Origin of the sequence: Pseudoalteromonas sp. MMG013 (genome assembly GCF_018100885.1) — a bacterium.
GTDB lineage: Bacteria > Pseudomonadota > Gammaproteobacteria > Enterobacterales > Alteromonadaceae > Pseudoalteromonas > Pseudoalteromonas aurantia.
Window position 1 is genome coordinate 34520 of sequence record NZ_JAGJEE010000019.1, and the last position, 23479, is coordinate 57998.

The following is a 23479-nucleotide window of genomic DNA, read 5'->3' on the forward strand; positions in this document are numbered from 1 at the left end:
ACTTATTGTTACGTTAAATTGGTTACTCGGGCTCGCGGCGCTTTTTCTGGTTGTGCCACAGGGCTTGCCTTTGCTTTTATTTGTGCATCAATCACGTTTTTCCCTGCAATGAGTAATCCTAATCCCAAAAAGGCCCCTGGGGGTAAGATTGCAACGAGAAATTGATTATCAAAAGTGAATAGCTCGATGCGTAGAGCCGTTGCCCAAGCGCCTAACAGTAGGTCGGCCCCATCAAACAAAGTACCTTGACCAATTATTTCACGCATTGCCCCTAGCACGATGAGTACCGCCGCAAAGCCCAGCCCCATCATCACGCCATCCCATGCAGAGAGCAGCGGGCTGTTTTTTGATGCAAATGCTTCAGCACGACCAATAATGGCGCAATTGGTCACGATCAAAGGGATAAAAATCCCGAGGGATTGATACAAGCCAAAGGTATACGCATTCATTAATAATTGCACTATGGTGACAAACGCCGCGATTATCATCACGAAAACCGGGATCCGAATGTCTTTAGGCACCCAATTTCTAACGACAGACACGGTAATGTTAGAGCCAACCAATACCAACAACGTTGCTAATCCCAGGCCAAGTGCATTCGTTACTGTACTGGTGACTGCCAGAAGAGGGCATAGCCCGAGCAATTGCACAAGTGCAGGGTTATTACCCCACATGCCTTCTTTCATTAGTGACTTAAATTGACTCATTGTGTATCTCCACAGGCATTCTCAGCATTAAATAGCGCTTCAAAATTTTGTTTGGCGTACCAAGCGGCTTGCTTTACTGAACTTACAACAGCACGTGGGGTGATTGTAGCCCCCGTAAATTGATCAAATTGACCCGCGTCTTTTTTCACAGCAAAGCGTGGATCTGTTTGCGATTCAATTACCATACCATTGAAAGTCGTGATCCAATCAGATTTAGCCAGTTCCACTTTATCACCAAGCCCTGGCGTTTCCTCGTGGCGTGTGACACGGACCCCCGAAATTCTGCCGTCAGCATGTATGGCGCTGAGTACATCTATGTTACCGCTGTAACCGTGCGGTGTTGTATGACGCACAAGCACAGCGGATGGCGCATCATTCTTGTAAGCTCTATATAGCGTGTACGGCCCATTAGGGCCAAGTTCAGGTGCATTACTGAGCACACAATCTTTATAAAGCACATTATCATATTCATTATGTGGCAATACTTGTCCTAACAGCCCCATTAAATGTTGCTGCTCTTGTTCATTGATGCGCTCAGCAGTGAGTGTTTGTACCAATGCCACACTCCCTGTCGTTATTAAAGCAAAGGCAGTAAGAATTGCGCCATTTTTATACATAGATTGAACAATCATTTACTCACTCCATGTCCGTATGTGCGTGGCTGGGTATAGTGGTCAATCAAAGGCACGGCCATGTTGAGCAGTAATACAGCAAATGCGACGGCGTCCGGATATCCCCCAAACTGCCGAATTACATACACTAGTACACCAATGCTAGCGCCGAAAATAAGCCTGCCTTTGTCGGTGGTACAGGCGGAGACAGGGTCTGTTGCGATAAAAAACGCTCCCAACATCGTAGCACCACTGAGTAAGTGAAATAATGACCCAGCTTGAGATCCTGAATCGGCAATGTATCCAATTGCGCTACATAAAGCTAATGCTCCTATAAAAGCGGTAGGAATGTGCCAATTTATAACTTTGGCCTTCAATAAGTACAGACCACCGATTAAGTAAGCGACGTTCACCCATTGCCATCCAAGGCCTGCATAGGTTGAAAATTGCGATTGATTCATTGCTTCTGACACAGTGAAATTTTGGCTCACTGCGGTTTTTACCGTGTCTAGAGGCGTTGCCATTGTTGTACCATCGATTGATGTACGCAGTGTATCGAGCGTCAAGCCTGTGCTATTTGTTTGAGTGAAAATGATGGCTAATTGATCTAAAAAGCTAATAGGGGAAGCTAATAAGTGATCCACAGGCATCCAGCTTGTCATTTGCACAGGAAAAGAGATCAGTAATAAAACATACGCCCCCATTGCTGGATTAAATAAATTAAAACCCAAACCACCATATAACTGTTTGACCATACCAATCGCAAACACAATACCAATGACAATAACCCACCAAGGAGCGAGCGAAGGAATACTGACTGCCAGTAAAACCGCGGTTAACCAAGCACTTCCATCACTTAGTGAGGGTAAAATTGGTCGATTGCGTAACTTTAAAATAGCCGCTTCTACAAGAGAGGCCGTAATGATGGCAATAATAAGTTGTATGAGCACGCCAAAACCAAAAAAGTAGGCTTGTGTGAGTATGCCCGGAATACATGCGCACATTACCGTAATCATTAACTTACTCACAGATTTTTGGCTGTGATTATGCGGCGATGAAGCCATAGTCAGTTTCATGACGGGTCATTTCCTTCTTGTTCTTTGGCTTTTTTCTTTGCTTTTGCACGTGCTATTGCAGCGGCAATGGCGGCTTTACGTGGATCAACTTCGGCTACTGGTTGTTCAGCATCTATTGAGTCAATCGGGGGTTCTATTGTCCCCCGTATTGGTTGCGAGTCTGTATTGTTAACCTCAGCTTCATTCGCTTGCGCAAGCTTTGCGGCTTTTTTGGCCTTAGCACGGGCAATCGCTGCGGCAACGGCCGCCTTACGCGGGTCTTCCTCTGTAGCGGTTTCTTTTTCAGTGGCTACGGAGTGAGCTGGGGGATTAACAGGGGCCTCACCCGCATCATTACTTTCGCTGGCTTTTGCAGCTTTTTTGGCCTTAGCACGGGCAATCGCTGCGGCAACGGCCGCTTTACGCGGGTCTTCCTCTGTAGCGGCTTCTTTTTCAGTGGCTACGGCGTGAGCTGGGGGATTAACAGGTTCCTCACCCGCATCATTACTTTCGCTGGCTTTTGCGGCTTTTGCGGCTTTTTTGGCCTTAGCTCGGGCAATCGCTGCGGCAACGGCCGCCTTACGCGGGTCTTCCTCTGTAGCGGTTTCTTTTTCGGTGGCTACGGAGTGAGCAGGGGGGTTAACAGGGGCCTCACCCGCATCATTACTTTCGCTGGCTTTTGCGGCTTTTTTGGCCTTAGCACGGGCAATCGCTGCGGCAACGGCCGCTTTACGTGGGTCTTCCTCTGTAGCGGTTTCTTTTTCAGAGGCTACGGCGTGAACAGGGGGGTTAACAGGTGCGTCACCCGCATCATTACTTTCGCTGACTTTTGCGGCTTTTTTGGCCTTAGCACGAGCAATCGCTGCGGCAACGGCCGCTTTACGTGGGTCAGCGTTAACCGCTTCGGACTTGCTATCTACCGCATCAGCTGTTTCATGAGGCGCAGCGTTAATATCCGTGTCACTGTCTAGCGTTTGAGCGGCTTTTTTCTCTTTAGCACGAGCGATAGCTGCAGCAACCGCGGCTTTTCTTGGTTCCGTTTTACTTGAATTGAGTTCAGCCTTAGGCGCACCATTACCTTCAGCAAGCTTTGCGGTTTTTTTGGCTTTAGCACGCGCTACGGCGGCAGCAACGGCAGACTTGTTGTCATTGCTATTTGCTTCCGCGGTTTGCTTTTGCGCTTTATAGTTACGGGCTTGCTCTTTACGTTTGGCACGCTCTAATGCCACTTCACTGTTATCAGGCTCGAGACTGCCATCCGCCATTTTCTTCGCTTTCGCACGCTCAATTGCGGCCTGTACGGCTGATTGCTCACCTTGCTTTTTAGCAACACGGGATAACGCATCGGCCACTTTCGCTTTTTCTGCTGCAGGCTTAGCCGCTCGGGAAGGTGAGCGTGTATGTCTATTCTTACGCTCAGCTTGCTCCTGCTCTAATCGTGCCTTTCTCGCTTCAAATCGGACTTTAGCGCGCTCCGCGTTTACTTGTTCTATTTTTTGTTCTCGGATTTCTGCTTTTGCAACACGGTAGTACTGTACTAATGGGATTTCGCTAGGACAAACATAAGAGCAGGCACCACATTCGATACAATCAAATAAGTTGTAGTCTTCTAACTTGTCGTACTCTTTGCCTTTGGCAAACCACTGTAATTGTTGGGGCAATAAAGTCTGCGGACAAACATCTGCGCATGCACTGCAGCGTATACAGGCTTTTTCTTCTCCTGGTTCTGCAAGCTCTGTATTATCTGGTGCCAGAATACAGTTAGTTGTTTTGACAACAGGGATCCTCACCGAGGGAAGAGTAAAGCCCATCATTGGACCGCCCATAACAACACGTTGTGCGTCTACAGGTTCGAAGCCTTGGCTATCAAGTAAGTGTTTAATTTCAGTACCAATGAGCGCCCACACATTCTGTGGTCGCTGTATGGTGTTACCAGTGACTGTAACAACACGTTCTATGAGTGGTTTACCGGCAAATACTGCTTCACTTACAGCAAACAGTGTTCCAACATTTTGCACTAGTACACCGATATCAGCGGGGATCCCGCCACTGGGCACTTCCTTTGAAGTGAGTACACGTATTAATTGTTTTTCCCCACCAGAGGGGTAAAGAGTGGGAATCGCTTTCACGAGAATTTTTTTATTGTGCTGGCAGGCTTGTTGCATCGCGCTGATAGCATGCGGTTTATTATCTTCTATACCGATGAGGATGAGCTCTGGAGTCAAAAGTTGCTGCATCACTTCAATACCTTTGACAATTTGGTCTGCGTGTTCACGCATTAACATATCGTCAGCGGTGATATAGGGTTCACACTCAACACCATTGATGACAAGAAACTCAACAGGTCGTTGGCTATCGGCTTTGATATAAGTTGGAAAACCCGCGCCTCCCATACCGGCTATACCAGCGTTATGAATAATATCAATCAATGCTTGGTGCGATAGGGTATCAATATGTGTATTTTCAGTTAGGGGTATCCATGTATCTTTGCCATCAGGCGTTAAAATAATACTGAGCTCTGGTAAGGCTGACGGGTGCGCTGATGGCATGGCTGCAATATTGGTTATCTCACCAGAGGTAGGTGCATGAATAGGCAAAGACCAGTTACCACTGGGCTGAGTTAAAGCTTGGCCTTTTAATACGGTTTGACCTTTACTTACAATTAACTGACCATTTGCACCAATATGCTGTTTGAGCGGTAGTATAAGCTTTTCGGGTAACGGTAAACGTGCAATCGGCGCGTGATTTGACAATGATTTTTGTTGTGGAGGATGGACGCCTCCTGGGAATTGCCACAATGTGCCATTTTCTATTTGTTCAAGTAATGTATCCACTTAAACCTCTTAATCTATTTGCGTCACGGCAATGGCGTTGATTTGCCATTTCCATGTTTGCTTAGTTTGTTCGACGGGAAGCATATCAATACAGTCAACTGGACAAGGTTCAACACATAAGTCACACCCAGTACATTCATCATCAATAACGGTGTGCATTTGGCGAGTGGCACCAACAATGGCATCCACAGGACATGCTTGAATACATTTGGTGCATCCAATACATTCATCTTCTCGGATATAAGCAACGGTTTTTATGGGTTCAGCTTCTTCACCGCCAGCAAGGGGTTTCGCATCGACACCCATTAAGTCAGCAAGTTTCTTGACCGTTGCATCACCCCCTGGGGGGCATTTATTGATTTCGTCACCATTTGCAATGGCTTCTGCATACGGGCGACAACCAGGGTAGCCACATTGTCCACATTGTGTTTGCGGTAATATAGCGTCGACTTGCTCTACAATAGGGCTACTTTCAACACGGTATTTTACGGCAGCGTAGCCTAAGATGAGTCCAAAAACGAGCGCTAATGAGCCAAGCGCAATTAAAGCGTACATCAAGGTCATGGTTATAATTTCACTAATCCAGAAAAGCCCATAAAGGCAAGAGACATTAGGCCAGCAGTGACCATAGCAATAGAAGCCCCCTTAAAGGGTGAGGGCACATCAGCAACGGCTAATCGTTCCCTAAGAGCGGCAAATAAAATTAATACCAGAGAAAACCCAACTGCCGCACCAAAGCCATAGACGGCAGATTCAATAAAGGAGTGATCGTTTTTTATGTTTAATAACGCCACGCCAAGCACGGCACAGTTGGTGGTTATCAAGGGTAAAAATATGCCCAGTAATCGATATAGGGTAGGGCTGGTTTTACGTACCACCATTTCTGTAAATTGCACAACAACAGCAATAACCAAAATGAAGCTCATGGTTCTTAAAAACTCAAGATCGAGTGGTAGCAAAATATATTGATTAACTAAATAGCTGGTTACTGACGCTAATGTCAGTACAAATGTGGTCGCTAAAGACATACCGACGGCGGTGTCGAGCTTCCCAGATACCCCCATAAATGGACATAAGCCAAGAAATTGCACTAACACAAAGTTATTTACCAGCACGGTGCCGATAAGCAACATAATATATTCAGTCATTACAGCCCCTTTTGCTAAAAACTGAGGTATTTTTTGTTTGGTCGCGATTTTAGCAATTTTAACCGAGAAGATCATAATTAATGTAAACACATTTAACGGATATCTTGATGAACTGCGCGCATTTGTTGACAGTTAAGTCTATTCATTTCAAAGTAAACAAGGCCAGAGTTGGCCTTGTTGGTTATACGGACTAACGTGGTATTTAGATTTCTTTCGGTTTTTCTATGTAATACCCTTGAACGCCATCTAAGCAAAGCGTTTCGACAATATGCTTTTCTTCTTGGCTTTCAACACCCTCTGCAAATACACTAACCCCAATTCGGTGGGCAAGGTCAACCATTAACCTCATGAAATATTGATTGTTTTTGTCTTCTTCTAAACCACGCGTGTAACTGGCATCCATTTTTATAAAGTCGGGTTTTAGATCTCGGAAAAATTTGAATGAGGTTAAACCAACACCAAAACGTTCTACAGTGATACGTGCGCCAACTCTGTGCACCATATCAATAAAGCGCTTACTGGCCTTAATGTTTTGTTGTAATCCAAATTCACTGACTTCAAACACTAATTTTGATGCTATGTTGGCGTCTTTTAATAAACGTCTTTCAAGCCATATAACAAACTGATCACTGTGTGCACTTGAAGCGGTTACATTTATACCAAAGAATTTTTCGGTAAAATTACGTGATTTAATAAGCTCGAGGGAGCTGTCAATAATTAATTTATCAATTTCAATGGCCATATCCAGCTTCTCAGCCATCGCTAAAAAAGACGCTGTTGGCAGCATTTGCCCTTCTTCAGTTTTGAATCTAGCTTGTATCTCAGCATAGGCTTTGACATTTTTGCCAATTGGCATGATGTTTTGCATCATTAAGCTTACGCGTTTTGAGTCAATCACATCGTGAATAACTTTACGCCAGTTTTGGTTACCGAATCCAGCCCCTACATTATTAACCAGATCTGATTCTCGCTGAATATGCCATGCATTGGCTTGTTTACTTTGCGCCATGCTCATCGCGTTATCTACAACGGATAGGAGTTCACCAAGCGGTTTGCCGGTTTCGTATGGCACTATTCCAGTATTCGCTACAGAGCTTAACTCTTGATTTTGTTGGAACTGTGTAAATCTTGCTTGTAAAGTCTCGCCAAAATGCTCCGCTTCTTTTGTGGGTACATTGGGTAATATAACCGCAAAGTCAGAACTATTTAGTCTGAATGTTTGGCTGCCGGTATAAGTGCCACTGACGTGTTTTATGATATCAGAAACCGACTTTATGTATTCATCGCCTTTTTGGTAGCCTCGTGTTTGGTTGATTACCTGCAATTCACTACAGCGGATCATCGCTAAAGTACCAAAACTTTTCTTACTGGTTGATTCAATTTGATGTTCGTAATATTCCACAAACATATTGCGATTACCTAACCCGGTAATAACATCTTTATAAGCTTCTTGTTTTATACTTTGCGCCGCGGTTTGAATGTCTTCTTGTTTGCTTTTCAAAAAGTGTGCTAAGCGATTGAACGAAGGAGCGAGTTCGGCACTGAGGGCTTGCATTTTTGAGGTGTTAAATTCATTTTCAATGCTTTCAGTGACTTGGTTTTGCGTTATATAAACATCAACGGCATTTGCCACTGTAATACTGACATTACGATTCAAACGCTTATATATTGCTTTCATGTAAATTATTGGAATAAACGCAACCAAAGCTGTCAGCACAAAAAGTAGTAATAATGCTTGTTGTAAAAGCTGCGCTTGGCTTTGCGCATTGATCACAAATTCAATTTTAATGTCTTTGGCAATATTCACTGAAAACTGCGGGCGAATTGCATTGATGCTGTTTTCAATAATGTTTGTTAGAAAAGGTAGGGGAGTTGGGGCATTAATATTCAACACCGTATCACCATTAAAATCACGAACAATGAAGGTCGAGAATACGTTACCACTGGCCAGCGCTTGGCGTATATGCTCAGGGGTCACGTTTTCTAGCGTTTTATTTTGAATATATTGCGTGACCATTACTTGGGCACTTCTTTGAGCTTTGCTTACTGCAGAATCAAAGCTTGAAGCAAAAAAGAAAGTGCCAATAAGTGAAAATGTTAACCACAGAGACAATTGTAAAAATATAAGTTTTTTAAAACCAGCCATTGTTTTATCTATCTGTTAAGGAAGAGAAATTTTTGTATTTTTAGTAACCAAAAGAGGTTTTCAAAAAACTTTTGTAGAGTAGTGCAATTAAGAGGAAAAGTCTAATAGATTCGTTATATTGGCTCCCCCTCCCCGACTCGAACGGGGGACCTGCGGATTAACAGTCCGTCGCTCTAACCAACTGAGCTAAGGGGGAACTATATAAGATATTGTGATATTGGCTCCCCCTCCCCGACTCGAACGGGGGACCTGCGGATTAACAGTCCGTCGCTCTAACCAACTGAGCTAAGGGGGAACAATGATCACATAACGATTTGGCTCCCCCTCCCCGACTCGAACGGGGGACCTGCGGATTAACAGTCCGTCGCTCTAACCAACTGAGCTAAGGGGGAATCGTTATATTAAGAAATTTGGCTCCCCCTCCCCGACTCGAACGGGGGACCTGCGGATTAACAGTCCGTCGCTCTAACCAACTGAGCTAAGGGGGAAGCGTGTATCTCTCAACGGGGCGAAATATTAATGACACACGTGCAAGGTGTCAACTAATAAAATGCGAGAAAATCAAAAAACTGTGTTGTTCGGTGGATTTATACTCGATTTGATGGTTTTTATGGCGAATTTGCGCCGGGGACTTTTAGTTTTTTATAAATTGAATACAAAGCAAGTCGCGACAAGGGGATACAAAAGTGACAAATTTTAAGCATTAAGTCTTTTTTTTAAACAAAAGCTCTGTTTTTACAAAATTAAATAAGATCTTATACTTACTATAGCGATCTATTTCTTAAGATCTCACATTTTGATAGACAAAACTTTGCATACTATAGGAATATGTCAGGTCATTTGTGCTAATTGATGAATCATTTTCAGTAGTTCTATCTAGCTAATTTTTTTTCTACTAACAAAACAGATGGTTATAATTTTTTTGTGTAGAGCGAAATGAAAGTAAGGTGTGCCCACATAGCATAAAAAAATTGTTTGGCAGGTTGAGATCAGCAAATGTATGTATAAAGATCAAACAAGGCTAAGTGCAGGTGAATGTTTGATCGTGCCGTAGGGCCTTATTTTATTGGTGTTTATAGAGTTACCCACAGAATCTGTGGATAACATTGTTTATTAATATTTAAGAAGTGTGTCAAAGCCATGAATATAGGGCCTTGTAGACATTTCAATAAGTTTTTATAAATTATTTTTATTGTTATTTATCAGTGTGTTAAATATATACCAAGGAAAAGAAAGATTATTTGCCATGAATGAACCTTTTGTGACCATACGAAGATTTTTCTGTGCAAAAAAAATACCGTTATTTGTCGAAATTGTAAGCAAATTGTCATCTGAAGGCTTTAGCGCTACTTTTAAAGCTTATTCCATGCAAAATAGCACTGAAAAGCTGATCCTTGCGTTTTTTTAGGCAATAAAGTAATTATTCGGCTTATTGTCTGGGTTTAGAAGAGGGGATGATCTAGAATACTTGGCTTAATAAGAGAGGCTTAAAACGTATGGCATCTGTGCAGCAGTCAGACAAAGTAAATGACATTCTTGAAGGGTCAATCCCACGAACTTTAAAGAGAATGACCATCCCCATGATATTCGGCATGATCACGCTGATGATGTTCAACCTAGTTGATACTTTTTTTATAAGTATGTTGGGGACCGAGCAATTAGCTGCAGTGAGTTTTACATTCCCCGTTACTTTTACTGTTATTAGCTTAGCAATCGGGCTCGGCATCGGCACGTCAGCCGTTATTGCAAAAGCCCTAGGAAGCGGCAATATAGAAGAAGCGAGGTTTGATGCAACGGTTGCACTGCTTATGTCAGCTGTATTTGTTTTTTTATTATCATTGATTGGTTTTTTGTTAATTGAACCAATATTTTCTCGCTTGGGTGCAAACCAAGATGTCATGCCTTACATTTATGACTATATTTCGATTTGGTTTTTAGGCAGCGTATTTTTAATAACGCCCATGATTGGTAACTCGGTGCTTAGGGCCAGTGGTGATACAAAAACACCAAGCTACATTATGGGGCTCGCAGGACTAATAAACGCAATATTAGACCCTCTTTTAATTTTTGGGGTAGGGCCTTTTCCTGAACTCGGTATTAAAGGCGCTGCGATTGCGAGTGTTATAGCATGGTCTGTCGCGGTAGCTATTATTTTATATTTGTTGGCTATTAAAAAACGTCTCCTCAGTGTTAATCCAGGTCAACAAGGAGTGTTAAGTGCGAGTAAAAAAATTCTTAAAATAGGTTTCCCCGCAGCTGGTGCAAATATGTTGACGCCCATAGCCATGGCAGTAATGACTGCTATCGTTGCCTCGTATGGCCCCCAAGCGGTTGCTGCGTTTGGCGTTGGTAGTCGTATAGAGTCTATAGCGAGCTTAGTTGTGTTAGCGTTGTCGATGACACTTCCGCCTTTTGTTAGCCAAAATTATGGCGCACAAAACTTCGATAGAGTTAAACAAGCATATAAAAGCAGTTTAAAATTTGTGATGTATTTTCAGTTTGCAATTTATGCCGTGCTATTGGCGAGCTCTAGCTTAATTAGTCGCACTTTTGGTAATGACCCTGAAGTTATCCGGGTAATTGAGCTGTTTATTTATATTTTGCCTCTGAGCTATGGATTTCAGGGGGTTATTATATTGACGAACTCGTCTTTGAACGCGTTGCATAAACCGATGAATGCACTGGTGTTGAGTGTTGTTCGTTTGTTTGTTTTTTATGTACCATTGGCATTTGTTGGTTCGCACTTTTGGGGGCTACAAGGGTTATTTATTGGCGCTGCGTTTGGTAACTTATTGACTGCTATCGTGTCTTATCAGTGGTTCTGTCGCAGTCTGGAGCGTATGCATCGAGCATCTATAGAGAGGTCAACATCATGAGTGATGACGTGTTTGAATTGGTATCTGAGTTCACCCCAAATGGCGACCAACCAAGTGCAATAGCCCAATTATGTGAGGGGTTGGAATCTGGACTGGCGCACCAAACTTTGTTAGGAGCAACAGGGACGGGTAAAACTTTTACGATGGCCAACATTATTAGCAATTTGAATCGGCCAACTATTATCATGGCGCATAATAAAACTCTAGCGGCTCAGTTGTACGGCGAGATGAAAGAGTTTTTCCCCAAAAACTCCGTGGAATACTTTGTCTCGTATTACGACTATTATCAGCCGGAAGCGTATGTTGTCGCCAGCGATACTTTTATTGAAAAAGATGCCTCGATAAATGAACATATTGAACAAATGCGCTTATCAGCGACTAAAGCATTACTAGAGCGCAGCGATACAATCATTGTTGCTTCCGTGTCTGCGATATATGGCTTGGGAGATCCTGACTCATATATGAAAATGATGCTGTTGTTAAAAGTAGGTGAAAGTATCAACCAGCGCGATATGTTAAGGCGCTTGGCTGAATTACAATATACACGTAATGATATCGACTTTAGTCGAGGCACGTACCGAGTTCGTGGGGAGGTGATTGATATTTTCCCCGCTGAGTCAGATACATATGCGGTGCGGGTTGAGATGTTTGACGATGAAATTGAACGTTTAAGTATTTTCGATCCCCTTACTGGCGCTGTTGAGAAGCATCTCGTTAGAGCCACTATTTACCCAAAAACTCACTATGTTACACCAAGAGAGAAAATCCTTGGGGCGATAGACAACATCAAAGATGAATTGAAAATACGGCGAGAGCAATTAATATCTAACCATAAGTTAGTGGAAGAGCAACGTGTGGCTCAACGTACGCAATATGATATTGAAATGATGACCGAGCTTGGATATTGCTCTGGCATTGAAAACTATAGCCGTTATCTTTCAGGCAGAAACCCGGGTGAGGCACCTCCTACTTTACTCGATTACTTGCCAGACAATGCGTTAATGATCATTGATGAGTCTCACGTGACAGTATCTCAAATTGGCGCGATGTATAAGGGGGATAGAAGCCGCAAAGAAAATCTGGTTGAGTATGGATTTAGATTGCCTTCGGCAATGGACAATAGGCCATTAAAGTTTGATGAATTTGAATCAATTGCACCACAAACGATTTATGTGTCGGCGACCCCAGGTGACTTTGAATTAGAACGCTCTAATGGCGATGTCGCAGAGCAAGTTATCAGACCTACGGGGCTATTAGATCCGCTGCTTGAAGTACGTCCTGTTGGTACACAGGTAGATGACTTATTGTCGGAAATTTATATACGAGTCGCAAAGCAAGAGCGTGTATTGGTGACCACATTAACCAAACGTATGTCTGAAGATTTAACCGATTACTTAAGCGACCACGATGTAAAAGTGCGTTATTTACATTCAGATATAGACACGGTTGAACGAATGGAGATCATCCGAGACTTGCGTAAAGGGGTGTTTGATGTGTTGGTTGGTATCAATCTGCTAAGAGAAGGCCTAGATATGCCAGAGGTTTCTCTTGTAGCGATACTTGATGCTGATAAAGAAGGTTTCTTACGCTCGGCACGGGCCTTAATTCAAACAATAGGCCGTGCAGCTCGCCATCTAAATGGAAAAGCAATCCTCTATGGAGATAAAGTCACCAAGTCAATGCGAAAAGCCATTGATGAAACTGAGCGCCGCCGTGAAATACAGCAAGCCTATAACGAAAAGCATGGCATTGAGCCACAGGGGCTAGTGAAAAAGATCATTGATGTGATGGATGTGGGAGAGGAGATAACGGATCAGTCATCTGTAAACTCGGCAACGCACGATGGAAATCGTTCAGGTGGCACTTTGGATGCGAAGCAGCTCGCACATAATATTAGTGAACTGGAAACACAAATGATGCATCATGCGCGTGAACTTGAGTTTGAAAAAGCGGCCCGAGTTCGAGATAAAATTCATGAGTTGCAACAGCAATTAATGCGTGTTTAGTCATTGAGGTAGTACGTGTTATGACTATTAATTGGGTATATTCATACTTACTCCATGATTACAGTCTAACCTTTACTTGGACTTTGTAATTTGCAAAGATTAATAATCTACATGCAGTATATTACCTTCATATGAGACTTAGCTTTTTATTTCAGTACATGATAATCGGTGCGTTACTTTGCATGAGTAGCGCCGCTTTATGTGTGCAAGAATTAAAAAGCATGCAAAATTTACTGGCACATAACCCCACCGCTGCTTTAAAAGAAGTTTCAACTAAGCTCTACTCACTGAATAACTCGTCTTTACCAATTAATCAAGAGGTTTGGTTTTCATATAAAAATATAGAGATTTCAGCACAAATTAAGCTGGGTTTATTAGATGAAGCAAAAGCGAATGGGCTCGTTCTTTACGCAAAATATGATGCCGAAAACTATCCTATATTTCGTGCTAAAACGGCGTTTTTATTAGCGGTTGTGAATCAATCTACGAGTAACTCGCAACAAAGCCTAGCGTATTTAACGGAAGCGATGGCACTTATTGAGAATAAAAATGAGCCAGAATTAAAAGCCGATTTATTTGCTAATTTGGGTAGGATATATCGTTATCAAGCAGACTACCAACAAGCATTAAGTTATACGTCGCGTGCTTTAGATATGGCAAATGAATTACGCAATAAATTAAAGCAAGCCAGTTTCCATAATCAAATAGGGGTGATTTATGATTACATTGGAAATTTAGCATTATCTCTTGAGCATCATGAACAATCATTAAGGCTGCAACAGCAGTTGGGTAACCAACAGGGTATTTCAGACTCATTATATAATATTGGAGAAATTTACAGGGATTTAAATAAATTGCCGTTGGCATTGTCTCACTTTAGCCAAGCCTTAGTGGTTGATCAATCTTTAGGTAACCCCATTCATATCGCCAATAGTTATAGCAAACTTGCTCAAGTCAATATGGCGCTCAATAAATTGGATGTGGCAAAGTCACACGTCGAACAGGGTTTAGCATTGGTGCGTAAACTGAATGTACCAAGTGATATAAGTTGGCAGCTGAGTATATTAGCCAGCATTTACATGGCGATGGGGGAATTGCCTCAGGCGAAAGCCTCAGCTAATGAAGCACTTGAACTGGCTCTCTCTGCGCAGGCAAAAAGGACAGAGCGCTCAGTACGAATGATACTTATTGAAATCGCGATTGCACAAAAGCAAAGCAGTAATGCACTCACTCAAATAGCAGAAATGCTGGCACTACCCGGTATCAGTCGTATTTATCAGAGTCAGTTATATAAGTTACAAGCTGAGTTGTATGAAAAACAAAATGAACTGGTGCGTGCGATTAAAAGCCACAAAGATTACCAAGAGGTTCAGCAGCAGCTTTTTGAACATCTAGATAAACAGCAAACTGAGCGGATGAAGAAAAGTGTTGAGGTCATTCGCCAAGATCAGGAATTGTCAATTTTACAAAAAGAGCAAGCACTGCAAAAAGCAAGTCTGGCAAATTTAGAGCTACAGCGCGGGATTGTGATTTTACTGCTTTTGTTATTGTTTGGCGTACTCTGCCTTATTTTTACGCGACAAAAACAAAAACAGCGTTTGTTTGATGTTAAAGCTAAATTATTAGCTGATAATTTAGAGCAAAAAAACCGACTATTGGCCGATGTTTCTCATGAGCTAAGAACACCTTTAACGGCATTAAAACTCTCTATTGAAGTATTGCAGTTTAACTTAGAACCGAATATTGAGCGTGCGTATATCAAAGTGCATAGTAAAATTTCGCAATTGGATAACTTGATAGCGGATATATACCGTTCTGCACAGTATGACAATAATACGCTACGCCTAGATAAAGATGTATTTTCAATCAATGAGCTTATTGAAGATGTTCATCAAGATTTTATCCCTCGTTATAATGAAAAACCTCAAGGGCTGGCTGTGAACAGCCAAGATAATGTCACAATTGGGGTCGACGCAGAACGTATTAAACAGGTCATCATTAATTTGTTAAATAATAGTTTGGCGTATACGAATAAAGGTGGCGAAACTCGTTTGGCAATGTATGAAAATCATAGTGGGATCAGAATAACGGTTGAGGATTCAGCGCCAGGTTTAAGCGATGAAGACTTGGTCCGAGTATTTGAACGGCTGTACCGCTGTGAAGAGTCAAGGAGTCGAGATTTAGGGGGATCAGGTCTTGGGTTATCAATTTGCCAGCAAATAGTCCTTGCCCATGACGGTCGTATTTATGCTGAGCATAGTGAACTTGGTGGTGTTAAATTTGTTGTATTGTTACCCAAATAAGCTATTTTATTATTTGGTATTGAGGTGAGTAAGAAACGCCAGTAGGCGTTTCTTAATGTATATCGTTAAATTAGAATCGATAACTGATGCCGGCACCTAAAGTGTTTACATCTAAATCACCCATGTCAATGTATTGCCAAGCGACATTTACGGCGACGCCATTGTCCCAGTCATATTGCCAACCGGCCTCAGCAAATAGCCCTACGCCATCTTCATCAACGAGTTTGTTATTACCTCTGGCGATTTCATAGTTATAAAACTGAGCGCCTAATTTTCCGTAAATATAATTGTTCTCGGTTAGCTGATATTGACCTTTACCAGCGGCAACAAAGTTCGAGTAATCTACTTTGTTGGCATTGAGATTAAACAACAATTCATCATTACGGTCGCAGACAAATTTACTATTGGTAAGCTCTTTACACGTCCAATCATCGGCTTCAGAGCCTGTACTGATACCAGCCTCAAGCGCCCACGTTGAGTCTAATTGGTAATTATAATAAGCATATACTTGTCCTACTCCATCACCATCTTGGCTAGAGCTTTTATAGGATGCACCACCGCCAGAAACTTGTACCCCAACACGATGTTGTTCATCATTTTGAGCTGCTTGAGTGTTAAAAGCCAAAGCGGTTAATAGTGAGATTAAAGAGAGTGTTTTCATCGTTTCCGTTCCTGAATGTTTAACTTGGTACTTATGTTATAAAGTTCTTCTGTGAGAGTCTGTTGGAAGCGTGTTAGTTGATGTAGGGAGAGTGTGAAAATCTGTAAAAGAGTGATTAAATAACATGCTTTTAAGTGTGTCAGCCCCCCTAGCTGTGAGCCAGAGCGCAACAAAGGTAAGGGTTAACGCACTTTTTACTGAGTACCAGTGATAACAGTATCTATAAAGTGTATTACACCGTTGGAGATATAAACATTTTGGTTTGTGATATTAGTGACTGTTTCGATGAGTGTTTCAGTTAAGTTCATCGCGGCGGCGGCATCAGCTTCTCCTGACACGACATGATAGACCAGAAGGCTGCTGAGCTTGTCTGTATCTACCAGTAAGGCAGTAATAGTATCTAGCCCTAGGACTGTAAATGCTGTATCAGTGAGGGCAAATACGATGAATTTTTTCTCAGGGTTTGCGAAAGTGCTGTTAAGACTCGAGGATTAAAGAGTTGCATTCAGTGTATTATAGCTATCTGCATTTTTTTCGAGATCAACAATAGTTGATGTCTTGATTGACTCACAGGGGTAGCTACATTGCGATCATTATCGCTGTTACAGCTCATTAAAATCGATATAGTAAACGGCATAGATAAAGTGTGCATTAGTCCTGTAAATGTTCCATTTCTTCAAGGTAATAACTAAACGAACAATATTTGACTAATTTATAAACGTACTAAAATAGCTCAGCCTCTTGATGGGCGAGATTTCCTCGTAATTTCTCTACCATAATATTGAGATCATGATTGGCATTAGCAACGGTTTTACTGACCTTATCGCTTTGTGCTAACTGTTTATAGTTTTCAGAGATTTGCTGAAGTTGAAGTAAAGTGTGTTGTAATGATTCAGTGATGTTCGATTGTTGTTCTGCAGCGTGTGCGACTTGGTTATTAAGATGTGTCATTTGCTCCATTTCTTGAATAATTTCTCTCAAAGATTGTTGCGCGCGAGAGGTTTGCTCTGCATTTTTGGTGGTGATCGAAATTTCTTCTTGCATGGCACTGACTGCATTTTGTGCTGCGCTTTGCAGGTTGTTGATCACAGACGTAATACTTAATGTTGATTGTTGTGTTTTTGATGCCAAGCTTCTGACTTCATCAGCAACCACGGCAAAACCTCTACCCGCTTCCCCAGCTCTCGCTGCTTCAATAGCAGCGTTGAGGGCCAGTAAGTTAGTTTGTTCTGCAATACTACTGATCACGTCTAATACCGAACTAACACTGCCAGCTTGCTGTTCTAAGTCTTGGATCACAGCAGAGGTTTTTTCTACTTCTGAGACCAGTATTTTCATACTATTTGCAGAATTATCTACAATGTCAGCACACTGAGTTGCTTGATTAGTAACCGTGTTGGTGGAACCAAGCGCCATTTGGCTATGTTGTTGTAATTGTTCTGCAATTTCGGCTAAACCGGCAATGGTATTTTCCATATCAGTACTGCAGCGTGCTTGGTCATGTGAGCCTTTCGAAATTTGTTCGCTTACATTATCAATTTCGCTAAAAGCTTCTTCAACTTCACCTTTTACTACGGTGATGTTAGAGACCGCTTCAACAATATGTGTTTTTATATCGACGATGGCATTAGATAAATCTCCCAGTTCATCTTTGTACGGATACGCCATGGCTAAATCATATTTTCCTTCAGAGATTAAAATGGTGTTGGAGATCAAGCCACGCAGAGGCCGAATAATTGTTTTTTTAATCAGTTGCAACATTACTACGATGACGACGATAGAAATAATTAAGGCAATAATGGGGTACACGGTCATGACTAAAGTTTGCTGTTTATTGATTGATACAAGATGTGCATCAGAGGCGCTTTGTACATTGAGGCGTGTTGTTTGTAATAATTTGGCTAAATCTCGGTCTATACCTCGGACGAGTGTATCTGCTTGAACAAGGTTGTTAGTTGTTTGTAAATGGGCATGGCCTTGCTGATATTTAGAGAGGAGCTGAGCGTGTTGTTGTTGTATGCTCTTTAGTGTGGAGGCGTGTGAGCTCCCTGTGCCGCCAAGCTGGCGGATAGTGTTTGTTAAGCTGTTTTGAATCTCATTGTGATGCTCATTAAAGCGCTGCCAATATTTTTCTTCATTGCGAATAAGCACGTTCTTCCAAGCTTGGACCTGACTTTTGAATGTAGATTCAATGCTGGCAATGTGGTTTAAGCGGTGAATATCTTGGTGAAATAAGTCTTGATATTGATGAATTAAAAGTTCCAATCGAACAATACTAAAAATACTGCATGTTAAAACCAGTGCCATTGCACAGACAACAGGAAGGGTAATTTTGTATCTGATATTCATAACAACCTACTTCATCAATCAGTCACCATCAAGTGTTGATGACATCGTGAAGTTTGTCTAATTTAAAATCAGTTAATGCAAAAGTTGGTGTCGTAGCATTCATCGAAAAATACGAAAGTACAGGCTCAATCTTTAACCGTGGTGTCTTCATTGCGTGTATCAGTGTATCGATGGTGTCATGCGCAGGCTAAGGTGAGTGCAAAATAATCATCACTTTATTGTTGACTTATTACTCAGTTTTGATAAAAAGGTTGTTCATTAATATTTTCAGATAGATACAATGAATATACTAACCTCAGCAATGATTAATCGACCTTGGCAACTCCTGTGTGCCACGCTGTCGTGTATGCGCTGCGGTTAACGTTTCGACTAACCGCGATGATAGAAGCGGTTAGTAATCTTAGTTTTTCTCCCACCACTTTTATCGTCCTTATTTAAAGGAATGGCATTATGCCCGTTCAGGCATCATACATGTTTGTTATTTTTATTTGGTCAACAACCCCATTGGGGATAGTGTGGAGTAGTGAGTCTATGCCGCCCACGCTAAGTGTTTTTATTCGCATGAGCATCGCGCTGGTTTTGGCGGCATTTGTTGTCTCACTGAGCAATATTAGAGTGCCTTGGCATAAACGGGCTTGTACTTTATATACGTATTCAGCGCTGGGTATTTTTGGTGGCATGCTGATGAGCTATATGGCTGCGCAAACAGTGCCATCCGGAGTGATTTCTCTCATTTTTGGTATGGCGCCTATTATCTCTGGTTTATTGGCTCAACGGCTGTTAGGTGAAGCACGTTTTACAGCTATTAAATTTGTGTCGTTAGGGCTATCTTTGATTGGCTTATATTTAATTTGCGCGGCGCAAATTCAGACACTAAATTTACCGCCAAAAGGGCTGCTTTACGTATTCTGTGCGGTGTGTAGCTTTAGTTTAAGTGGCGTTATGATCAAAAGAGTAAAATTAGCAATTCACCCTATGGCAACCACGTTTGGCGCATTGGTATTTGTCACACCGCTGTTTGCGCTTTTCTGGTATTTGATTGATGGTGAATTTAACCCTGAGATATGGAGCGAGCGGTCGATGTGGGCAACGGTATATTTGGGTATATTTGGGTCTTTATTGGGGTTTTTGGCCTATTTCCATGTGTTACAAAAACTCTCAGCAAGCACCGTCGCATTATCCACCTTGATCACACCCGCTTTTGCTGTTGGTTTGGGGGCATGGCTTAATAATGAAACGATTACAGTGACCTTGATTGTGGGAGCCGTGACCGTGTTATTGAGTTTAGCCTTGTTTATTTTTGGCGATCAATGGTTAGTTGGTAAAGCAAAGTGTGCTGATTAATATCGTTATGTCATACGGTTATGAGAATAAGTCAGGCTTTATTCATGCAGGGTATGGTAAATGAAAGGGCAAACATGCCCTTCTCATACGTATTGTGCTGTATAGAATCAATCATTATGTGCAGAATTCAGGCGTGGATAATAATTTTTACTAGGATGGAGCCACTTTTTGACGACAATTGCTTTTCATTACCCAAGTCAGACTATATGTACCGATAGCTATACGACCACACATGATTGTATTGTGACTGCGCGAGCGCAAAAATTTTTTGATGTTGCACAAGGGCGCGTCTTTGCGACCGGCAATTGTGCGGAGATATACCACTTAAAAGAATGCTGGTACACCGGGGAATTCAAGCCGATCACCTGCGAGTTTTTAATGGTTGATCAAGAGAATAAGGTGTTTTTTGGTGAAGTTAGGCGTGGCTTTAAATATCTTGAACCTTTAGAGCAAAGTTGGGCGATTGGATCTGGCGCTAAGTGGGCTATTGCCGCAATGGATTTTGGCAGAAATGCCATAGATGCCTTGAGTTACGCGTGTACGAGAGATAAATCGACCGGTGGTCAGTTGCAATCGTTTCACGTCAATGATTGTATTGCGATTGAGCAAGGTCTAACATAAAGTATCTAATTATCAATGGTTTGATTCTATGGCAACATTATATATTACCGGAGCGGGCGTAAGTGCTCAAAGTGGTATTCCCACATTTAGGGGAGATGAAGGTTTTTGGACTATTGGCAGCAAAAACTATACCCCGCAAGAAATGGCCACACGCTCAATGTATATCGAACATCCGCTAGAGTTTCTGACTTGGTATTATCATCGCTTTGTGTGCTATCGAAATCACGGACCTAATGACGTTCATCGGTGGTTGGCTGATAAGCAATTAATAACACAAAATATCGATGGACTGGATGGTAAAGCGGGTAATGAAAACTATATTAGTATCCATGGTAGAATTGATGAAGTGACAGTATTCCACTCTCAAGGCGATAAGGTAAGTCGTACTCTTGCACCATGGGCGGAAATAGATGAAACGCACTTAAGTGACTCTTTATTATCTTTGTTTAGAATCGGTAAAAATGGCCCACAATTAAATGAGTCTTTGAAGCCGTATGTACTTTTGTTTGATGAATACTACACTGACCTTTATCAAATTAATGTCGCCCAAGAGCGCATGTTAAATGCGGATAGAATCGTTTTTATAGGGACATCGTTCAGCGTCAACATTACGCAAATGGCGTTAGATATTGCACGGGAAAAGTCGATACCGGTAGAAATTGTCGACCCTGATCCCGCGCATGTACGTTATCATAATGTTACGGTTCATCGTATGACTGCACAACGCTATATAGAATATATAAAATGATCCAGGTTACAACGCTTTGCAAATGGCTTTATGAAGCGCTTTAATGTCTATTGGCTTCGCGAGGTAGTCATCCATGCCAGCAGCTAAGCATTTTTTAGCTTCTCCACTCATGGCGTTCGCGGTTAACGCAATAATATGACTGTGTCGGTCATCACCAGAGCGTTGACGTATCGCTTGTGTAGCTTGATATCCATCCATGTTGGGCATTTGGCAATCCATAAGAATAACGTCGTAAGGTGTGTCGGATGCTTGATCAAGCCTCGCTAATGCTTGTTCTCCGTCAAATGCAAAATCGTACTGGAGTTGCCACTTTTTCAAAATCTGAGCGAGAACAATGCGATTTACAGCGTTATCTTCTACCACTAATATTTTGAAATCAGTCGGGATGTCTTGTTGATTTCGAGCTTGCTGAGACGTTAAGTCAGGCGCTTCACCAATTCCCAGAACCAGTGTAAAGCTAAAGACACTGCCGATGCCAAATTCGCTGGTGACACTGATGCTGCCAGACATGAGTTCACACAAGCGCTTGACAATTGATAGCCCTAAACCGGTACCACCATACTGACGCGTCGTGCTTTGATCTGCTTGTGAAAAAGGAGAGAACAGCGAACTTTGTACTGTGTCACTCATGCCAATGCCTGAATCGGAGACTTGACCATTGATAATGCATTTTCCATCATGCTCTACGCTACATAATGTGACTGTGATATGACCTTGTGCTGTGAATTTAATCGCATTACTAATTAAATTTTGCAGCACTTGCTTTACGCGAACAGGGTCACCAACCAGATACTGATGTTTTAAATTTGATAAGTTAAAATCAAGGCCGATGCCTTTTTCATTACACTGAGTTTGATAAGCTAATTTGAGCCCGTTAATTAAATGATGTAGTTCAAACTCGGTTTGTTCTAACGATAGCATACCCGCGTCAATTTTAGAGAAATCTAAAAAGTCATTTAACAAGCGGGTGAGAGATTGTGTACTGCGGTTTGCCACATCGACCATATTTTTTTGAGTATCATCTAATGTTGATTGCTCTAGCAGTTGTAGCATGCCAACAATCCCGTTCATTGGCGTACGGAGTTCATGACTGACATTGGCAAGAAATAAGCTGCGAGTTTGTAACATTCTTTCGGCAAGATCTTTTTGTTCTGTTAAGGCAATTCTGGTTTTTACCCGTTCATCAACATTCTGAATTGCACCATATAATCGAATGCATTGGCCATTCTCGAATACCGCTTTACCTTGTGTTTCTATCCAGACTTGACTCCCAGTGGCGGTATTTAATAAGAACTCTGCTTTCCATGGTGCACCGGTTTCAATCGCGGTATTGACTAAACTTGTTACCGTATCGCGGTCTTCTTCTTGATAGAATTGAATCGCAGTTTCTAAAGTCGGTTGAAAGTCATCCGATACTTCGTGGATTGCTCGAGTTGTATCAGTCCATATCACCGTATTATTGAGCAAATTGACTTGCCAACCACCAATGATGGCAAGTTCACCCATTACATGCTGAATTTCCTGGTTTTGCTTCATGAGCAAAAGCGATTGGTTACGTGTTATTTCATTACCAATCCACTGTGATAATAGCCATACAAAGTCATGATCATCTTGTGTAAATTGACCTTTATGAATATCGGGTGATGAAAAGTTTACTGTACCATAGCGATTGCCTTGCACTAATAAGGGGGCGCCAATATAGCTTTCGAGACCAAAATTTAGATAGCAAGGGTGAGTTGCAATGTGGCTGTCACTGGCATGATCAAATGCCAAAGACGAGTTGGCTGCTAAGGTATGACAGCAGTATGTTTCGCCCAGTGGGAATTGCGCACCGACAGGTAGGCTGTTATCAGGTGTATGAACATGTTCAACATAATAAGTTTGTGCCTGAATTTGGCTAACAATCGCAATTTGACAGTTAAAGATGCGGCACCCTAATTGCAAAAGTTCTTGGATTTTTTGCTCAAATGGTAATGTGTGGTCCGCAGTAATTGAATGCAAGAGTTTTAATTTATTCATGGGCATACGCCTTCCTAAGCAACAACATTTGGCAGTATAACGAAGCGTGTT

The 23479-nt window shown here is 42.0% G+C and carries 16 protein-coding genes and 4 tRNA genes; 6 read left to right on the plus strand and 14 right to left on the minus strand.

Going from position 1 to position 23479, the window contains the following annotated elements; all coding sequences use genetic code 11:
* Nucleotides 1-8: 8 nt before the first annotated feature.
* From J8L98_RS16335 to J8L98_RS16385, 11 genes are all read right to left on the minus strand, one after another.
* On the minus strand, nt 9-707 hold the full coding sequence (locus J8L98_RS16335; RefSeq protein WP_210997310.1) for an electron transport complex subunit E: 699 nt from the start codon (nt 705-707) through the stop codon (nt 9-11).
* Nucleotides 704-1339 carry an electron transport complex subunit RsxG gene (gene rsxG, locus J8L98_RS16340; RefSeq protein ID WP_192508152.1) on the minus strand — a complete coding sequence of 212 codons (636 nt, stop codon included), beginning with the start codon at nt 1337-1339 and terminating at the stop codon, nt 704-706. Before rsxG ends, J8L98_RS16335 begins: the two co-directional genes overlap by 4 nt.
* Entirely contained in the window at nt 1336-2394 is a 1059-nt protein-coding gene (rsxD, locus tag J8L98_RS16345) for an electron transport complex subunit RsxD (RefSeq protein ID WP_210997311.1), read from the minus strand. Before rsxD ends, rsxG begins: the two co-directional genes overlap by 4 nt.
* Entirely contained in the window at nt 2391-5207 is a 2817-nt protein-coding gene (rsxC, locus tag J8L98_RS16350) for an electron transport complex subunit RsxC (protein WP_210997312.1), read from the minus strand. Before rsxC ends, rsxD begins: the two co-directional genes overlap by 4 nt.
* A gap of 9 nt (nt 5208-5216) precedes the next feature.
* Nucleotides 5217-5771, minus strand: a complete 555-nt coding sequence (rsxB, locus tag J8L98_RS16355) for an electron transport complex subunit RsxB (RefSeq protein WP_192508149.1) — start codon at nt 5769-5771, stop codon at nt 5217-5219.
* A 2-nt stretch (nt 5772-5773) separates the two neighbouring features.
* Entirely contained in the window at nt 5774-6355 is a 582-nt protein-coding gene (gene rsxA, locus J8L98_RS16360; protein ID WP_210997313.1) for an electron transport complex subunit RsxA, read from the minus strand.
* 202 nt (nt 6356-6557) lie between these two features.
* Nucleotides 6558-8501: a GGDEF domain-containing protein gene (locus J8L98_RS16365; protein ID WP_210997314.1), complete on the minus strand. Its 1944-nt coding sequence runs from the start codon at nt 8499-8501 to the stop codon at nt 6558-6560.
* A gap of 119 nt (nt 8502-8620) precedes the next feature.
* Nucleotides 8621-8697, minus strand: a tRNA-Asn gene (locus J8L98_RS16370).
* 22 nt (nt 8698-8719) lie between these two features.
* Nucleotides 8720-8796, minus strand: a tRNA-Asn gene (locus J8L98_RS16375).
* A 20-nt stretch (nt 8797-8816) separates the two neighbouring features.
* A tRNA-Asn gene (locus J8L98_RS16380) sits at nt 8817-8893 on the minus strand.
* Nucleotides 8894-8912: 19 nt separating this feature from the next.
* Nucleotides 8913-8989, minus strand: a tRNA-Asn gene (locus J8L98_RS16385).
* A gap of 1008 nt (nt 8990-9997) precedes the next feature.
* Between J8L98_RS16385 and J8L98_RS16390 the strand changes: the two genes are divergently transcribed.
* From J8L98_RS16390 to J8L98_RS16400, 3 genes are all read left to right on the plus strand, one after another.
* Entirely contained in the window at nt 9998-11377 is a 1380-nt protein-coding gene (locus J8L98_RS16390) for an MATE family efflux transporter (protein WP_210997315.1), read from the plus strand.
* On the plus strand, nt 11374-13383 hold the full coding sequence (gene uvrB, locus J8L98_RS16395; RefSeq protein WP_210997316.1) for an excinuclease ABC subunit UvrB: 2010 nt from the start codon (nt 11374-11376) through the stop codon (nt 13381-13383). Before J8L98_RS16390 ends, uvrB begins: the two co-directional genes overlap by 4 nt.
* Nucleotides 13384-13604: 221 nt before the next feature.
* Nucleotides 13605-15686 (plus strand): tetratricopeptide repeat protein, encoded by a 2082-nt coding sequence (locus J8L98_RS16400; protein ID WP_210997317.1) that lies wholly within the window; start codon nt 13605-13607, stop codon nt 15684-15686.
* Nucleotides 15687-15756: 70 nt separating this feature from the next.
* Here J8L98_RS16400 and J8L98_RS16405 read toward each other — a convergent pair whose 3' ends face one another.
* Both J8L98_RS16405 and J8L98_RS16415 read right to left on the minus strand, forming a co-directional pair.
* Nucleotides 15757-16347, minus strand: coding sequence for a porin family protein (locus tag J8L98_RS16405; RefSeq protein WP_210997318.1), 591 nt, complete (start codon nt 16345-16347; stop codon nt 15757-15759).
* 723 nt (nt 16348-17070) lie between these two features.
* On the minus strand, nt 17071-18696 hold the full coding sequence (locus J8L98_RS16415) for a methyl-accepting chemotaxis protein (RefSeq protein WP_210997319.1): 1626 nt from the start codon (nt 18694-18696) through the stop codon (nt 17071-17073).
* Between the two features lie 450 nt (nt 18697-19146).
* Here J8L98_RS16415 and J8L98_RS16420 point away from each other — a divergent pair, with 450 nt between their 5' ends.
* The 3 genes from J8L98_RS16420 to J8L98_RS16430 all read left to right on the plus strand — a co-directional run bounded on the left by J8L98_RS16420 (nt 19147) and on the right by J8L98_RS16430 (nt 21409).
* The gene (locus J8L98_RS16420; RefSeq protein WP_192508140.1) at nt 19147-20040 is read left to right on the plus strand and encodes a DMT family transporter; all 894 of its coding nucleotides are present in this window, start codon (nt 19147-19149) and stop codon (nt 20038-20040) included.
* 168 nt (nt 20041-20208) lie between these two features.
* Nucleotides 20209-20661: a proteasome subunit alpha gene (locus J8L98_RS16425; protein ID WP_210997320.1), complete on the plus strand. Its 453-nt coding sequence runs from the start codon at nt 20209-20211 to the stop codon at nt 20659-20661.
* Nucleotides 20662-20689: 28 nt separating this feature from the next.
* Complete coding sequence (locus J8L98_RS16430; RefSeq protein ID WP_210997321.1) at nt 20690-21409, plus strand: Sir2 family NAD-dependent protein deacetylase; 720 nt, start codon at nt 20690-20692, stop codon at nt 21407-21409.
* Nucleotides 21410-21415: 6 nt separating this feature from the next.
* Here J8L98_RS16430 and J8L98_RS16435 read toward each other — a convergent pair whose 3' ends face one another.
* Complete coding sequence (locus J8L98_RS16435) at nt 21416-23428, minus strand: ATP-binding protein (protein WP_210997322.1); 2013 nt, start codon at nt 23426-23428, stop codon at nt 21416-21418.
* Nucleotides 23429-23479 lie beyond the last annotated feature (51 nt).

Coding starts and splice junctions, on each gene's coding strand:
- rsxA (WP_210997313.1), bottom strand. CDS start 6,355: ATGACTGAATATATTATGTTGCTTATCGGCACCGTGCTGGTAAATAAC.
- J8L98_RS16400 (WP_210997317.1), top strand. CDS start 13,605: ATGCAAAATTTACTGGCACATAACCCCACCGCTGCTTTAAAAGAAGTT.
- J8L98_RS16420 (WP_192508140.1), top strand. CDS start 19,147: ATGCCCGTTCAGGCATCATACATGTTTGTTATTTTTATTTGGTCAACA.
- J8L98_RS16430 (WP_210997321.1), top strand. CDS start 20,690: ATGGCAACATTATATATTACCGGAGCGGGCGTAAGTGCTCAAAGTGGT.
- uvrB (WP_210997316.1), top strand. CDS start 11,374: ATGAGTGATGACGTGTTTGAATTGGTATCTGAGTTCACCCCAAATGGC.
- rsxB (WP_192508149.1), bottom strand. CDS start 5,771: ATGACCTTGATGTACGCTTTAATTGCGCTTGGCTCATTAGCGCTCGTT.
- J8L98_RS16435 (WP_210997322.1), bottom strand. CDS start 23,428: ATGAATAAATTAAAACTCTTGCATTCAATTACTGCGGACCACACATTA.
- J8L98_RS16365 (WP_210997314.1), bottom strand. CDS start 8,501: ATGGCTGGTTTTAAAAAACTTATATTTTTACAATTGTCTCTGTGGTTA.
- J8L98_RS16405 (WP_210997318.1), bottom strand. CDS start 16,347: ATGAAAACACTCTCTTTAATCTCACTATTAACCGCTTTGGCTTTTAAC.
- rsxD (WP_210997311.1), bottom strand. CDS start 2,394: ATGAAACTGACTATGGCTTCATCGCCGCATAATCACAGCCAAAAATCT.
- J8L98_RS16390 (WP_210997315.1), top strand. CDS start 9,998: ATGGCATCTGTGCAGCAGTCAGACAAAGTAAATGACATTCTTGAAGGG.
- J8L98_RS16335 (WP_210997310.1), bottom strand. CDS start 707: ATGAGTCAATTTAAGTCACTAATGAAAGAAGGCATGTGGGGTAATAAC.
- J8L98_RS16415 (WP_210997319.1), bottom strand. CDS start 18,696: ATGAATATCAGATACAAAATTACCCTTCCTGTTGTCTGTGCAATGGCA.
- rsxG (WP_192508152.1), bottom strand. CDS start 1,339: ATGATTGTTCAATCTATGTATAAAAATGGCGCAATTCTTACTGCCTTT.